This is a genomic window from Kocuria kalidii, from assembly GCF_044462225.1.
Lineage (GTDB): Bacteria > Actinomycetota > Actinomycetes > Actinomycetales > Micrococcaceae > Kocuria > Kocuria kalidii.
Genome location: NZ_JBISWJ010000071.1, coordinates 1 through 14351, shown reverse-complemented (window position 1 = coordinate 14351; position 14351 = coordinate 1). Strand labels below are relative to the sequence as shown.

At 71.3% G+C, this 14351-nt stretch carries 17 protein-coding genes; 3 read left to right on the top strand and 14 right to left on the bottom strand.

The annotated features are described in order from the left end of the window. The first annotated feature begins 89 nt into the window (after nucleotides 1–89). From coaA to mscL, 3 genes are all read left to right on the top strand, one after another. A complete protein-coding gene (gene coaA, locus ACH9D3_RS10040) occupies nucleotides 90–1046 on the top strand; it encodes a type I pantothenate kinase (RefSeq protein WP_396400683.1) in 957 nt (318 codons plus the stop codon). After that, nucleotides 1046–1882, top strand: a complete 837-nt coding sequence (locus ACH9D3_RS10035) for a D-alanyl-D-alanine carboxypeptidase family protein (RefSeq protein WP_396410803.1) — start codon at nucleotides 1046–1048, stop codon at nucleotides 1880–1882. The genes coaA and ACH9D3_RS10035 overlap by 1 nt, the downstream gene beginning before the upstream one ends. 123 nt (nucleotides 1883–2005) lie before the next feature. Continuing rightward, nucleotides 2006–2398, top strand: a complete 393-nt coding sequence (gene mscL, locus ACH9D3_RS10030) for a large conductance mechanosensitive channel protein MscL (RefSeq protein ID WP_396400685.1) — start codon at nucleotides 2006–2008, stop codon at nucleotides 2396–2398. Between the two features lie 73 nt (nucleotides 2399–2471). On the opposite strand, the gene glmM is transcribed toward mscL, so the two are convergent. From glmM to secY, 14 genes are all read right to left on the bottom strand, one after another. Next, nucleotides 2472–3827, bottom strand: coding sequence for a phosphoglucosamine mutase (gene glmM, locus ACH9D3_RS10025; RefSeq protein ID WP_396410802.1), 1356 nt, complete (start codon nucleotides 3825–3827; stop codon nucleotides 2472–2474). A 134-nt stretch (nucleotides 3828–3961) separates the two neighbouring features. After that, entirely contained in the window at nucleotides 3962–4468 is a 507-nt protein-coding gene (gene rpsI / locus ACH9D3_RS10020; protein ID WP_396410801.1) for a 30S ribosomal protein S9, read from the bottom strand. Nucleotides 4469–4501: 33 nt separating this feature from the next. After that, nucleotides 4502–4945, bottom strand: a complete 444-nt coding sequence (gene rplM / locus ACH9D3_RS10015; RefSeq protein WP_396400688.1) for a 50S ribosomal protein L13 — start codon at nucleotides 4943–4945, stop codon at nucleotides 4502–4504. 312 nt (nucleotides 4946–5257) lie between these two features. Continuing rightward, on the bottom strand, nucleotides 5258–6217 hold the full coding sequence (truA, locus tag ACH9D3_RS10010) for a tRNA pseudouridine(38-40) synthase TruA (RefSeq protein WP_396410800.1): 960 nt from the start codon (nucleotides 6215–6217) through the stop codon (nucleotides 5258–5260). 110 nt (nucleotides 6218–6327) lie between these two features. Continuing rightward, nucleotides 6328–7089 carry a 50S ribosomal protein L17, sunset domain variant gene (rplQ, locus tag ACH9D3_RS10005; protein ID WP_396400690.1) on the bottom strand — a complete coding sequence of 254 codons (762 nt, stop codon included), beginning with the start codon at nucleotides 7087–7089 and terminating at the stop codon, nucleotides 6328–6330. Between the two features lie 67 nt (nucleotides 7090–7156). Continuing rightward, a complete protein-coding gene (locus tag ACH9D3_RS10000; protein WP_396410799.1) occupies nucleotides 7157–8164 on the bottom strand; it encodes a DNA-directed RNA polymerase subunit alpha in 1008 nt (335 codons plus the stop codon). A 136-nt stretch (nucleotides 8165–8300) separates the two neighbouring features. Further along, on the bottom strand, nucleotides 8301–8705 hold the full coding sequence (rpsK, locus tag ACH9D3_RS09995; RefSeq protein ID WP_017833322.1) for a 30S ribosomal protein S11: 405 nt from the start codon (nucleotides 8703–8705) through the stop codon (nucleotides 8301–8303). A gap of 91 nt (nucleotides 8706–8796) precedes the next feature. Further along, entirely contained in the window at nucleotides 8797–9165 is a 369-nt protein-coding gene (rpsM, locus tag ACH9D3_RS09990) for a 30S ribosomal protein S13 (RefSeq protein ID WP_396400692.1), read from the bottom strand. Between the two features lie 170 nt (nucleotides 9166–9335). Further along, a complete protein-coding gene (gene rpmJ, locus ACH9D3_RS09985) occupies nucleotides 9336–9449 on the bottom strand; it encodes a 50S ribosomal protein L36 (RefSeq protein ID WP_017833320.1) in 114 nt (37 codons plus the stop codon). Between the two features lie 55 nt (nucleotides 9450–9504). Then, nucleotides 9505–9726, bottom strand: coding sequence for a translation initiation factor IF-1 (gene infA, locus ACH9D3_RS09980; protein WP_017833319.1), 222 nt, complete (start codon nucleotides 9724–9726; stop codon nucleotides 9505–9507). A gap of 256 nt (nucleotides 9727–9982) precedes the next feature. Further along, a complete protein-coding gene (rlmN, locus tag ACH9D3_RS09975; protein ID WP_396410798.1) occupies nucleotides 9983–11158 on the bottom strand; it encodes a 23S rRNA (adenine(2503)-C(2))-methyltransferase RlmN in 1176 nt (391 codons plus the stop codon). A 50-nt stretch (nucleotides 11159–11208) separates the two neighbouring features. Further along, entirely contained in the window at nucleotides 11209–12045 is an 837-nt protein-coding gene (gene map, locus ACH9D3_RS09970) for a type I methionyl aminopeptidase (RefSeq protein ID WP_396400694.1), read from the bottom strand. A 116-nt stretch (nucleotides 12046–12161) separates the two neighbouring features. Next, nucleotides 12162–12725: an adenylate kinase gene (locus ACH9D3_RS09965; RefSeq protein ID WP_396400695.1), complete on the bottom strand. Its 564-nt coding sequence runs from the start codon at nucleotides 12723–12725 to the stop codon at nucleotides 12162–12164. Between the two features lie 95 nt (nucleotides 12726–12820). Further along, the gene (gene secY, locus ACH9D3_RS09960) at nucleotides 12821–14131 is read right to left on the bottom strand and encodes a preprotein translocase subunit SecY (RefSeq protein ID WP_396410797.1); all 1311 of its coding nucleotides are present in this window, start codon (nucleotides 14129–14131) and stop codon (nucleotides 12821–12823) included. Nucleotides 14132–14351 lie beyond the last annotated feature (220 nt).

Here is a 14351-nt window from a genome sequence, read left to right as displayed (position 1 = left end):
GATACCGGATCGAGCACAAATCTACACCCGGGTACGGTCCCTGTCTCCGCTCCGTCGCGGGCCTTCCGGTGCGGTCTAGACTGTGGTCGATGACCGCATCTACGCTGAGCGAACGCGCCTCGCCCTTCGTGGAGCACGACCGGCAGACCTGGTCGAGGCTCTCCCACGAGATCGACGTTCCCCTCACCTCCCAGGAGATCGAGAACCTGCGCGGCCTCGGCGACCGGCTCGACGTCGCGGAGGTCCGCGAGGTGTACCTCCCCATCTCGCGGCTGCTGACCCTCTACGACGAGTCGTCGAACCGGCTCAACGCCTCGACGAACGCCTTCCTGGGCGAGGAGCACGCCCGCACCCCGTTCGTGATCGGCATCGCCGGGTCCGTGGCCGCCGGCAAGTCCACCACCGCCCGACTGCTGCGCGAGCTGCTGTCCCGGTGGCCCTCCACCCCGAACGTCCAGCTGATCACCACGGACGGGTTCCTGCACCCCAACGCCGAGCTGCAGCAGCGCGGGCTCATGGACCGCAAGGGCTTCCCGGAGTCCTACGACCGCCGCGCCCTGCTCCGTTTCGTCGCGAAGATCAAGTCGGGCGCCCCCGAGGTCCGGGCCCCCAAGTACTCGCACCACAGCTACGACATCCTGCCCGGCGAGGAGGTCGTGGTGACCCGCCCGGACGTCGTCATCATCGAGGGCCTCAACGTCCTCGCACCCGCCAAGGTGGGGCCCGGGGACCGGGCCGCGCTGGCGCTCAGCGACTTCTTCGACTTCTCGATCTACGTGGACGCCCGGCCGTCGGACATCGAGCGGTGGTACGTGGAGCGCTTCCAGGCCCTGCGCTACTCCGCCTTCGCCGACCCCGGGTCCTACTTCCACCGCTACGCCGATCTCTCCGACGAGCAGGCCGTGGCCACCGCCACCGGCATCTGGCGGCGGATCAACGAGCCGAACCTGATCGAGAACGTGCAGCCGACCCGCGGCCGCGCCCGGTTGATCCTCTCCAAGGACTCCGACCACTCGATCCGGCGCGTGCTGCTGCGCAAGAACTGATGGGCGTCCCGCGCTCCGGCGCCCTGCTGCTCGCCGCCGCGGTGCTCGTCGCGGGGTGCGCCCCGGACACCGGCCCCACTCCCCCGGCCGCTCCGCCGGCTCCGACGGCCACGTCACCGGCCCCGTCCGCGGACCCGTCCGCGGACCTGTCCCCGACCACGTCCGGTGCGCCGCCGACGACACCGGACGCCGCCCCCGCTCCATCTCCTACTCCTTCTCCTTCTCCTTCCCACGCGCCGGGCGCCGGCCCCGACCTGGACGACCCCGCGTCGCTCGCGGTGGTCGTCAACAAGCGCCGGCCCCTGGTCCCGGAGGGCTGGGCCCCGGCCGACCTCGAGGACGTGGAGGGGCACCTGCTGCGGCCCGGCGCCGCCGCGGCCGCCCGCGGAATGCTCGCCGCGGCCCGGGCCGACGGGGTGCCGCTGCGGATCGTGTCCGGCTACCGGTCCTGGACGGAGCAGGCGGGGACCTACGCCGGCTGGGTGGCACGGAAGGGCCCCGAGGCCGCGGACACCGTGTCCGCCCGCCCCGGACACTCGGAGCACCAGACGGGACTGGCCGTGGACGTGGGGGACGGCTCCGGGTGCGATCTGCGCGTGTGCTTCGCCGACACGGCCGCCGCCGCGTGGGTGGCCGAGCACGGGCCGGAGCACGGGTTCGTGGTCCGGTACCCCCGGGGCGAGCACGGGACCACCGGCTACTGGTACGAGCCGTGGCACCTGCGCTACCTCGGTCCCGAGCGGGCCCGGGAGCTCGAGCGCTCGGGCGTCCCGACGCTCGAGGAGTTCTCCGGTCTGGGCCCGGCCCCCGACTACGGCACGCCCGCCCCGGGGTGAACCCCGGCCGGGATCGCGAGGGGGCGCCCCGCCGGACCAGCAGGTGGGCGACGGGGCGGTGGAGGGGCGGGTCACGGGGGGGCCGCCCGGACGTCCCGCCGTGCCGGCAGGTAGTCTGCGGGGATGCTCAAGGGATTCAAGGACTTCATCATGAAGGGCAACGTGCTGGACCTGGCCGTCGCCGTGATCATCGGGGCGGCCTTCGGGCAGATCGTCACCGCGCTCGTCGAGGCCGTGCTCATGCCGGCCATCTCGGCCGTCGTGGGCTCCCCGAACTTCGACTCCTTCGCCGTGCTGAGCGTCAACGGCAACGACCTGCGGTTCGGGGTGCTGCTCACCGCGGTCGTCAACTTCCTGCTCGTGGCCGCGGCCGTGTACTTCGCCGTCGTCCTGCCGGTGAACAGGATGACCGAGGCCCGCAACCGCCGCCTCGGCATCTCCCCGGGCGAGGAGGAGGCCGACGCGCAGGTGCAGCTGCTCACGGAGATCCGCGACGCGCTGCGCGAACGCCCCTGACCCCGGCACGCCGCAGGCCCGCACCGTGNGTGGTGCGGGCCTGCGGCGTGCCGGGCGGGCGGCGACCGGCTGCTCAGACGGTCAGCGACAGCTCCCGCTCCACGACGGAGGCCAGGAACTCCGTCTCGGCCCGGGCGACCTCCTGGGAGGCCGCCTCGACCATCACCCGCACCACGGGCTCGGTCCCCGAGGGCCGCAGCAGCACCCGTCCCGTCTCGCCGAGGCGCTGCTCGACCTCCGCGACCGCCGACTGCACGGCGGGGTTGGAGCCCACGGCGGTGCGGTCCACACCGCGCACGTTGAGCAGCACCTGGGGCAGCCGCGTCATGACCTGGGCCAGCTCCGCGAGCGGCGTGCCGGACTGCGCCACGCGCGAGGCCAGCATCAGTCCGGTCAGCAGACCGTCACCGGTGGTCGCGAAGTCGGACATGATGACGTGGCCGGACTGCTCGCCGCCCAGGTTGTAGCCGTGCGCGGTCATCGTCTCGAGCACGTAGCGGTCCCCGACGGCGGTCTCGCGCACGTCGATCCCCTCGTCGCGCAGGGCGAGCTTGAGGCCGAGGTTGCTCATCACGGTGGCCACCAGCGTGTCGTCCACGAGCCGGCCGGCGTCCTTGAGCGCGAGGGCGAGGATCGCCATGATCTGGTCCCCGTCCACCTCCCGGCCGGTGGCGTCCACGGCGAGGCAGCGGTCGGCGTCGCCGTCGTGGGCGATCCCGAGGTCGGCCCCGAGCTCGACGACGGCCCGCCGCAGGGGCTCCAGGTGGGTGGAGCCGCAGCCGTCGTTGATGTTCAGGCCGTCGGGCTCCGCGCCGATGACGTGGACGGAGGCGCCCGCCCCGCGGAAGGCGTCCGGTGAGACCCCGCTGGCGGCGCCGTTGGCGCAGTCCAGGACCACGCTCATCCCCTCCAGCCGGTGCGGGATCGCCCCCACCAGGTGCAGGACGTAGCGGTCCTCCGCGTCCGTGAGCAGGTGGATCCGCCCGACGCCGGCGCCGGTGGGGCGCCGGAAGCTGCCGGACTCGTAGACCTCCTGGATCTGGTCCTCGACCCGGTCGGGCAGCTTCCGCCCGCCGTGGGCGAGGAACTTGATCCCGTTGTCCGGGGCGGGGTTGTGCGAGGCGGAGATCATCACGCCGAAGTCCGCGTCGACGTCCGCCACCAGGTAGGCCAGCGCGGGGGTCGGCAGGACGCCGGCGTCGTGGACGTCCACGCCCGACCCGGCGAGACCGGCGGTCACGGCGGCGCTGAGGAACTCGCCGCTGGCGCGCCCGTCCCGGGCGACGACCGCGGTGGGGCGCCGGCCCTCGGGCGCGTGGCCGTGACCGAGCACGATCGCTGCCGCCTGCGCCAGGTCCAGTGTCATGTTGGCTGTGAGGAGGTCGTTCGCGAGCCCGCGCACGCCGTCCGTTCCGAATAATCTAGACATCGACCCCATCCTACGTTCCCCTCGAGCCGGAGCACGGGAGGCTGGCGGTAACGAACGGACCCCGCCCGACACCGGCGTGCACCGGGTCGGACGGGGTCCGTGGAGCCGAAGGGCGGGCCGGGGAGGCCCTCCGATCAGCGCTTCGAGTACTGCGGGGCCTTGCGGGCCTTCTTGAGACCGGCCTTCTTGCGCTCGATGACGCGGGGGTCACGCGTCAGGAAGCCGGCCTTCTTGAGGGTCGGACGGTTGTTCTCGAGGTCGATCTCGTTCAGGGCGCGCGCCACGCCGTGGCGCAGGGCCCCGGCCTGGCCGGAGGGGCCACCGCCGTGGATGCGGGCGATGACGTCGTAGGCGCCCTCGAGCTCGAGCACCGTGAAGGGGTCGTTGACCTCCTGCTGGTGCAGCTTGTTCGGGAAGTAGTTCTCCAGGGTGCGGCCGTTGACGGTCCACTGGCCGGAGCCGGGGACGACGCGCACGCGGGCGACGGCCTCCTTGCGGCGGCCGACGGCCTGGCCGGAGACGGTCAGGGCCGGTCGCTCGGCGGCGGCAGCCGTCTCCTCGGCGGGAGCGGACTCGGAGGTGTAGCTGCTCGGCTGCTCCCCGCCGTCCAGGATGTTCTGCTCTTCAGTGTTCTGAGCCACGATTTTCCTCGCTCGTTTCTGTCGTAGGCCCGGTTACTGGGCGACCTGGGTGAACTCGAAGGACTGCGGCTGCTGGGCACCGTGGGGGTGCTCCGGGCCGGCGTAGACCTTGAGCTTGGACATCTGCTGGGCGGCCAGCTTGTTCTTCGGGAGCATGCCACGGATGGCCTTCTCCACGGCGCGGACCGGGTGCTTCTCCAGCAGCTCGGCGTAGGAGCTGGACTTGAGCCCGCCCGGGTAGCCGGAGTGGCGGTAGGCCCGCTTCTTCTCGAGCTTGGAGCCGGTCAGGGCCACCTTCTCGGCGTTGATGATGATGACGAAATCACCGGCGTCCACGTGGGGAGCAAAGGTCGGCTTGTGCTTTCCGCGCAGCAGCGTTGCGGTCTGGCTGGCAAGACGACCCAGGACGACGTCGGTGGCATCGATGACGTGCCACTGGCGCTGGATGTCACCGGGCTTCGGGGTGTACGTACGCACGTTAGTTTGCCTTCGTTCGGGTTATCTCGGTGGCGCTAGTTGGGATCACGCCGTTTCTCGGTGTGCCGTCCGGGGCTCGGGTGAGGACCGAGCTGCATCCGGTGCCCGAGACCCCGGTGCACCGGACCGCCATGCGTCCTGCAACGGGACGGCGGATCCGGGTACACGTGAACCGAGGCGGGACACGCACAACAACAACCAACGTTACCGGAAGGAGCGGCCAAAGACCACTCGGGCCATACACCCGGAGGTTGCGGCGGTCAATCTCCGTGGTCGATCCCCGTGCTCGATCCCCGTGCTCGATCCCCGTGGTCAATCCCCGTGGTCGACCTCCGTGCGCGTCCCCGGGAACTCCGGAGGGTGCCCCCGGCCGCCGTGCACGGGACCGCGCCGCGCCCGCGTGCGCTCGGCCCGCTCCCCCAGGACGGCGTCCCCGGGGTACCGGACCTCCTCGAGCACCAGGGCGTGCGCCGGGGCCATGAGCACCGCGGCGTCGCGGACCCGCTCGGCCAGCCGGCGGCCGAGCCAGTCCGGCTCCTCCCGGCCGGAGCCCACGCGGGCGGCCGCGCCCACCACCGAGCGGACCATGTGGTGGCAGAAGGCGTCGGCCTCGATGCCGAGCACCACGAGCCCGTCCCGGTTCCGCTCGACGGACAGGTCGAGGATCTCCCGCACCGTCGTGGCGCCCTCGCGCGGGCGGCAGAAGGACAGGAAGTCGTGCAGACCCACCAGTTCCCGCACGGCGACCGCCATCACGGCGACGTCGAGCGCGTCCTTCGACCACCACGTCAGGTGCCGGGTCAGCGGGTCGTGGCCCGCCGCGCCGTCGTCGATCCGGTAGCTGTAGCGGCGGGACTCGGCGGAGAAGCGGGCGTCGAAGCCCGCCGGGGCGGCGCCCGCGCGGCGGACGACCACCGCGCCCGGGCACTGCGGCAGGCCCTGCTCGCGGCGGCCGCGGCCGAGGACGTGCGCCAGCGTCCCCGTCAGACGGCGCTCGAGCGCGCGCGCGGGGTCCTCCGCCCGGCCGCGGGCGAGGGCGGCCCACTCCGACGCGGTCAGGTCCAGGTGGACCACCTGTCCGCGCGCGTGCACCCCGGTGTCGGTCCGGCCGGCCACCACGACCCGCACCTCGCGCCGGACCAGCACGGCGAGGGCGTCCTCCAGGGCCGCCTGGACGGTCGGCAGCCCCGGCTGACGGGCCCAGCCGGAGAACGGCGCGCCGTCGTAGGCCAGGTCGATCCGCACGCGGACGGCGGCCTCGGACGTGCTCATGGTCAGCTCCTGGGTGGATGTGGTCGGGAGGGCTGCGGACCCGGGCACGGCGACGCCGCCGGGGACCAGGTCCCCGGCGGCGTGCGCGGTGTCTGTCCGGTGGAGCCCGGTCAGCGGGTCTTCTGCGCGGCGGCCCCGCCGGCCGGCTGGAAGCCGGCGGCCTCGGCGTTGGCCGGCGAGTCGAACCAGATCTCGGCGGTGGTGCCCGCGTACCAGCGCGAGCCGGGCACGTGGTACTTCATCGAGTTCTTGTTGCCCTTGACCTCGAAGCCCTCGGGGGCCTCGCCGGACTCGAGCGGGGCGTGCGAACCGGGGAACTCCGCGCCGGCGTTCTCGGCGGCGACCTCGGCGGCCTGCTCGGAGCCGACCTCGGGGGCCTGCTCCTCGGCGGGGATCTCCTCGGCGGCGACCTCGTCGACGGTCGAGTCCGCGGGGGTGTCGACCGGGGCCGCGGGGGCCGGGGCGGCCTTCTCCGTGGCGCGCTCGGCCTCGGCGACGGTGGCCTTGGTCGCGACGGGCTCCATCACGAGCTCGATCACGGCCATGGGGGCGTTGTCGCCCTTGCGGTTGCCGATCTTCGTGATGCGGGTGTAGCCGCCGTTGCGGTCCTCCATCGCCGAGGCGATGGTCGTGAACAGCTCGTGCACCACGGACTTGTCCGTGAGCTGCGCCAGCACGCGACGGCGCGCGGCCAGGTCACCGCGCTTGGCGAAGGTGATCAGCCGCTCGGCGTAGGGACGCATCCGCTTCGCCTTGGTCACGGTGGTGGTGATGCGCTTGTGCTCGAACAGCTGCTGCGACAGGTTCGCCAGCATCAGGCGCTCGTGCGCGGGGCCGCCTCCGAGGCGGGGTCCCTTGGTGGGAGTAGGCATGGTTGTTGATCTCCTGGAAGTCTGTCCCGGCCCGGGCGGGCACCCGTCGGGACGTCAGCGGGAAGGACTAGTGGTCGTCGTCGTCGAACGGGTTCTCGTCGTCGATCGCGGCGGCGCGAGCGGCGAGGTCGAAGCCGGGGGGCGAGTCCTTGAGGGACAGCCCGAGGTCGACGAGCTTGGCCTTGACCTCGTCGATCGACTTGGCGCCGAAGTTGCGGATGTCCATCAGGTCCGCCTCGGAGCGGCCCACGAGCTCACCCACGCTGTGGATGCCCTCGCGCTTGAGGCAGTTGTAGGACCGCACGGTCAGCTCGAGGTCCTCGATGGGCAGCGCCATGTCGGCGGCCATCGCGGCGTCCGTCGGCGAGGGCCCGATCTCGATGCCCTCGGCGGCCGTGTTGAGCTCGCGGGCGAGGCCGAACAGCTCGACCAGGGTGGTGCCGGCGGAGGCCACGGCGTCACGCGGGGCGATGGCCTCCTTGGTCTCCACGTCCAGGACCAGCTTGTCGAAGTCGGTGCGCTGCTCCACGCGGGTGGCCTCCACGCGGAAGGTCACCTTCAGGACGGGCGAGTAGATGGAGTCGACCGGGATGCGCCCGATCTCCGCGTCGCCCGCCTTGTTCTGCGCGGCGGATACGTAGCCGCGACCGCGCTCGATGGTCAGCTCGAGCTCGAGCTGGCCCTTCGCGTTGAGGGTCGCGATGTGCAGGTCCGGGTTGTGGATCTCCACCCCTGCCGGGGCCGTGATGTCCGCCGCGGTGACGACGCCGGGGCCCTGCTTCCGCAGGTAGGCGACGACGGGCTCGTCCTGCTCCGAGGAGACGGCGAGCTTCTTGACGTTGAGAATGACCTCGGTGACGTCCTCCTTCACGCCCTCCACGGTGGAGAACTCGTGGAGCACCCCGTCGAGCCGGATGCTGGTCACGGCGGCACCGGGGATCGAGGACAGGAGGGTGCGGCGGAGGGAGTTGCCGAGGGTGTAGCCGAAGCCGGGCTCGAGGGGTTCGATCACGAAGCGGGACCGGTTGTCGGCCACGACCTCTTCGGAGAGGGTGGGGCGCTGTGCGATGAGCACTGATGTTTCCTTTCAGCGGGCATCCGCTATATGACGCGCGCAAATGGTGGAAAACAGTTGAAGGGTGCGGACCGGTGCCCGGCCCGTTGTCGGCACGCGCACCGGGACCCCGCGGGGTCCCGGTGGCGTGCGCACATCAGACGCGGCGGCGCTTCGGCGGACGGCAACCGTTGTGCGCGCTCGGGGTGACGTCCGAGATGGAGCCGACCTCGAGGCCGGTGGCCTGCAGGGAGCGGATGGCGGTCTCGCGCCCGGATCCCGGGCCCTTGACGAACACGTCGACCTTGCGCATGCCGTGCTCCTGGGCGCGCTTCGCGGCGGCCTCGGCGGCCATCTGCGCGGCGAAGGGCGTGGACTTGCGCGAGCCCTTGAAACCCATCTCGCCGGCGGAGGACCAGGAGAGGACGGCGCCGGAGGGGTCGGTGATGGTGACGATGGTGTTGTTGAACGTCGACTTGATGTGGGCCTGGCCCTGGGTGACGTTCTTCTTGTCCTTGCGGCGGGGCTTGCGTGCTGCCGCTGCGCGGGTCTTCGGGGGCATGGAAATCTCCTACAAAGTTTTGAAGAGCGGTGAAGAGTGGTGGTGGGCCGCTCGGGGGACCACGGGGTCCCGGCGCGCGAGCGGCAGCGGGCTACTTCTTCTTGCCGGCGACCGTGCGCTTCGGACCCTTGCGGGTGCGGGCGTTGGTCTTGGTGCGCTGACCGTGCACCGGCAGGCCGCGGCGGTGCCGGATGCCCTGGTAGCTGCCGATCTCGACCTTGCGTCGGATGTCGGCGGCCACCTCGCGGCGGAGGTCACCCTCGACCTTGTAGTTGTCCTCGATGTAGTCGCGCAGCTCCACGAGCTGGGCATCGGTGAGTTCGCGCACGCGCAGGTCGCCCGAGATGCCGGTGGCGTCCAGGGTTTCGAGCGCGCGGGTGCGACCCACGCCGTAGATGTAGGTGAGCGCAATTTCCAGCCGCTTTTCGCGGGGAAGGTCGACGCCTGCGAGACGAGCCATATCGGCAGTTCTCCTTGTGTTTCTCCAGAGGTCTGGAGCATCGCTGCCCGGTCGGTGACGTCATGTCCGTCCGCCGGTCCCCGGCCTCTGTACCGGGGGCACCCGCCCGGATCCCTCCGGTCGGGAGCGGTGCCTTGTGTCGATCCACTTGCGTGGGTGGTCGGGACTTGTCAGCCCTGACGCTGTTTGTGGCGCGGGTTCTCGCAGATCACCATGACCCGCCCGTTGCGGCGGATCACCTTGCACTTGTCGCAGATCGGCTTCACGCTCGGTTGGACCTTCATCGCATTCCTTCGCGTCGTTCTCTCGAGTGGTGTGCGGCCCGGACGGCCGCCGGTCCTACTTGTAGCGGTAGACAATACGACCGCGGGTGAGGTCGTACGGGCTCAGCTCCACCACCACGCGGTCCTCGGGGAGGATCCGGATGTAGTGCTGACGCATCTTGCCGGAGATGTGGGCGAGGACAAGGTGACCGTTGTTCAGCTCAACGCGGAACATCGCGTTGGGCAGAGCCTCGACCACAGTGCCTTCGATCTCGATGACTCCGTCTTTCTTGGCCATATCCTCCGCTAACTTCAGGTGCCCCCCGCCGGGGCGGCGGGCAGGGTTTCGGGTGTACATCGTCGTTAAACGCCGCAGCGGACCCGTACGCGCGCACCATCACCGTTCGTGGTGCACGGTGGGGGTCGGCGTGGTCCGAATGAGTGCGGAATCGCTGGAGCACAGACAACCAACAGGACACTCTACGGGATCGGGGGCGCCTCCCGCAACGAGGCGGCCCCCTCCCGGGGAGCGCGCGCCCCCGCGGCGACGGCGCTCAGACGGTCGCGGCCAGCTGCCCGCAGGCGCCGTCGATGTCGGAGCCCCGGGTGTCCCGCACCGTGGTGGGGATCCCGTGGGCGCGCAGCCGCTCCACGAAGTTCTGCTCCACGCCGGGCCGGGAGGCGGTCCACTTGGACCCCGGGGTGGGGTTGAGCGGGATCGGGTTCACGTGCACCCAGCCCCCGCCGCGGGCGTTGAGCTTCTCCCCGAGCAGGTCGGCCCGCCACCCGTGGTCGTTGATGTCGCGGATCAGCGCGTACTCGATCGAGACCCGCCGGCCGGTGGCCTGGTAGTACTCGTAGGCCGCGTCGAGGGCCTCGTCGACCTTCCAGCGCGTGTTGATCGGGATGAGCTCGTCCCGCAGCTCGTCGTCCGGGGCGTGCAGGGACAGCGCCAGGGTGACCGGCAGCGACTCCTGCGTGAACTTCCGGATGCCGGGCACGAGGCCCACCGTGGACATGGTGATGCCGCGGGCCGAGATCCCGAGACCCTCAGGCGACGGGTCGATGAGGCGGTGGATCGCGCCGATCGAGGCCTTGTAGTTGGCCAGGGCCTCCCCCATGCCCATGAAGACGATGTTGGACACGCGCAGCGGCTCCTGCTCGGCCTTCCCGACGCGGCCGCCGCGGAGCATGCGCGCCCCCTGCACGACCTGCTCGACCATCTCCGCGGTCGAGAGGTTGCGGGTCAGGCCCGCCTGGCCGGTCGCGCAGAAGGGGCAGTTCATCCCGCACCCGGCCTGGGAGGAGATGCACATGGTCACCCGGTTGGTGTAGCGCATGAGCACGGACTCCACGGTGGCCCCGTCGAAGCAGCGGTGGACGTTCTTGACGGTGGCGCCCTGGTCGGCCTCGAGGGTCCGCACGGACGTCAGCAGCGGGGGCAGCGCCTGGGCGACGAGCTCCTCCCGGCCCTCCGCGGGCAGGTCCGTCATGTCCTCGGCGGCCACCGCGAGGCGGTCGAAGTAGTGCCGGGACAGCTGGCCCGCACGGAAGGGCTTGTGGCCCAGCTCCGCGAGGAACCGACGGCGACCGTCCATGTCGAAGTCCGCGAGGTGCCGCGGGGGCTTGCCGCGCCGGGGCGCGGTGAAGGTCAGCTGTCCGGGCGCCGGTTTGACGGTGAGCTCGACGGGCGTCCGGGTCGCGGTGCTCTGCTGCGGCTCCTGGGCCACGGTGGTCTCCTCGCTGGGTCGCGGGTCTGGGTCGGTCGGCGGCCGGCGGGTCACGGCCGGTCCTCCGGGACGGGGACGGGGCGCACACCGAGCGGCTCGAGCTCGGAGGCCCCGCCGTCCTCGGCCGTGAGCACCCAGACGCCGTCGGCGTGCAGGGCCACCGAGTGCTCCCACTGGCTGGAGCGGGCCCCGTCGGTCGTGACCACGGTCCAGTCGTCGTCGAGCACGCGGGTGCCGATGCCCCCGCGCACGAGCATCGGCTCGATGGCCAGCGCCATCCCGGCGCGCAGTCGCGGCCCGCGGTCGGTGCTGCGGAAGTTCAGGACGTCCGGGGCCATGTGCATCTTGGAGCCGATGCCGTGGCCCACGTACTCCTCGAGGATCCCGAAGCGGTGCCCGGAGACCTTCCGCACGTAGTCCTCCACGGCCGCGCCGATGTCACCGACGTGCGTGCCCGTGGCCGCCGCGGCGATGCCGTGCCACATGGCGTTGCGGGTGACGTCCGAGAGCTCGGCGTCGGCCGGGTCGGGACGCCCCAGCAGCACGGTGCGCGCGGAGTCCCCGTGCCAGCCCTCGACGATCGCCCCGCCGTCGACGGACAGGATGTCCCCCTCCTGCAGCACCTGCTCCCCCGGGATGCCGTGGACCACCACGTCGTTGACGGACACGCACACGGCGGCCGGGTAGCCGAAGTAGCCGAGGAAGTTGGAGGTCGCCCCGTGCTCGTCGAGGACGGCGCGGAACACGTCGTCGAGGGACGCGGTGGTGACGCCGGGGACGGCGGCCGCCACGGCCGCGTCGAGGGCGCGCGAGGTCACCACCCCGGCGCGCTGCATGGCGCGCAGCTGGGCGTTGGTCTTGTACTCGATCCGGCGGCGGCCGAACATGCGGTCTTCCTTCCAGGCCGCTCCCCGGTCGGGGAGCTCGCGGCGGTGATGGTTAAACGTGAGACCCCCGGGGGGTGTCCGGGGGTGTCACGGTGGGCGTGGCGCGGGACGGTGCGTCAGGACAGCGCCGTCATGATCCGCCGGGAGACCTCGTCGACGGAGCCCAGTCCGTCGACCTCGCGGACGATCCCGCGCCGGTCGTAGACGTCGACGACGGCGGCGGTCTCCGCGTCGTACACGTCGAGACGGTGCCGGATGACGTCCTCCGTGTCGTCGGTGCGCCCCTCCTTCTGCGCCCGCCCGAGGAGCCGCTCGACGAGCTCGTCACGGTCGGCGGTCAGCTTCAGCACGACGTCGAGCTCCTGGCCCAGTTCCGCGAGGATGGCGTCGAGCTCCTCCACCTGCGCGGCGTTGCGCGGGTAGCCGTCGAGCAGGAAGCCGTCGGCGGTGTCCGTCTCGGCGAGGCGGTCGCGGACCATCCGGTTGGTCACCGAGTCGGGCACGAGGTCGCCGGCGTCGATGTAGCGCTTGGCCTCCTCCCCGAGCGGGGTCTGGCCCTTGATGTTCGCGCGGAAGATGTCGCCGGTGGAGATCGCCGGGATGCCGAGCTCGTCCGAGATGCGCACGGCCTGCGTGCCCTTGCCTGCGCCGGGGGGTCCGATGATGAGCATGCGGGTCATGAGGTCTCCTTGCGGTCGGTGGTGGGTGCGGGCCCAGTCTACTGGCCCCTCCCCGGCCGCCCCGGTCGGGAAGGGGCCGGGGACGAGGCCCGGGATCAGCGCAGCAGGCCCTCGTAGTTGCGCTGCTGCAGCTGCGCCTCGATCTGCTTCACCGTGTCCAGCCCCACGCCCACCATGATCAGCAGCGAGGGCCCGCCGAAGGGGAAGTTCTGGTTGGCGTCGATCAGCACGAGCGCGACGAGCGGGATCATCGACACGATGCCCAGGTACAGGGCGCCCGGGAAGGTGATCCGGCTGAGCACGTACGCCAGGTACTTCTCGGTGGGCCGGCCCGCGCGGATCCCCGGGATGAAGCCGCCGTAGCGCTTCATGTTGTTGGACACCTCTTCCGGGTTGAACGTGATCGACACGTAGAAGTACGTGAAGAACACGATCATCAGGAAGTACATCGCCATGTACACGGGGTGGTCGCCGGTGACGAGGTAGGTGTTGATCCAGTTCACCCAGCCGGGGACGTCGGAGCCGTCGTCCGGCATGCCGAACTGGGAGAGCATGCCCGGCAGCATCAGCATGGAGGACGCGAAGATGATGGGGATGACGCCGGCCATGTTGACCTTGAGCGGGATGTAGGTGGTGGTGCCCCCGATCGTGCGCCGGCCCACCATCCGCTTGGCGTATTGCACCGGGACCCGGCGCTGGGACTGCTCCACGAAGACCACGCAGGTGATCACCACGAGCCCCACGGCCAGCACGGAGAGGAACACGCCCCAGCCCCGGGTGCGGAAGATCTCGCCGAGGGCGGAGGGGAAGGTCGCGGCGATCGAGGTGAAGATGAGCAGCGACATGCCGTTGCCCACGCCCTTCTCCGTGATCCGCTCGCCCAGCCACATGATGATCGCCGTGCCGGCGGTCATCGTGATGATGATGATGAGCACGGTCAGCCAGGTGTCGTTCGGGATGATCGGCAGGGGGCAGTCGCCCAGCAGGGCCCCGGACCGGGCGAGCGAGACGACCGTGGTGGCGTTGAGCAGCGCGAGGCCGATCGTGAGGTAGCGGGTGTACTGGGTCAGCTGCGTCTGGCCCTGCGCGCCCTCCTCGTGCAGCTCCTGGAAGCGGGGGATGACCACGCGCAGCAGCTGCACGATGATGCTCGCGGTGATGTAGGGCATGACGCCCAGCGCGAAGACCGACAGCTGCAGCAGGGCGCCTCCGCTGAAGAGGTTCACCATGTCGTACACGCCGCCCGTGGTGGTGCCCAGCGCGAGGCACTGCTGCACGTTGCCGTAGTCGACGCCCGGCGCCGGGATGAACGTGCCCAGGCGGTAGAGCACGATGATGGCGAGGGTGAACCCCAGCTTGCGTCGCAGGTCGGGGGTTCGCAACGCCCGTCCGAAAGCGCTGAGCACATGTCCTCCTAGAGACTGGGTCCGACCGGCGTCCGGCCGCGGGGGGTGGGGTGGGGCAGGAGCCCGGTCCTGGGTCCGCGCACGGGGCGGCCGCGGACGACTCCGGCAAGTCTAACGAACACGCCGGGCGGCGGACCCCAGCGGGGGCCCGCGTCGGCAGGGCGGCTCGGCACGCGAACGGATCGGGCCCCGCCCACGCTGGCGTGGACGGGGCCCGATC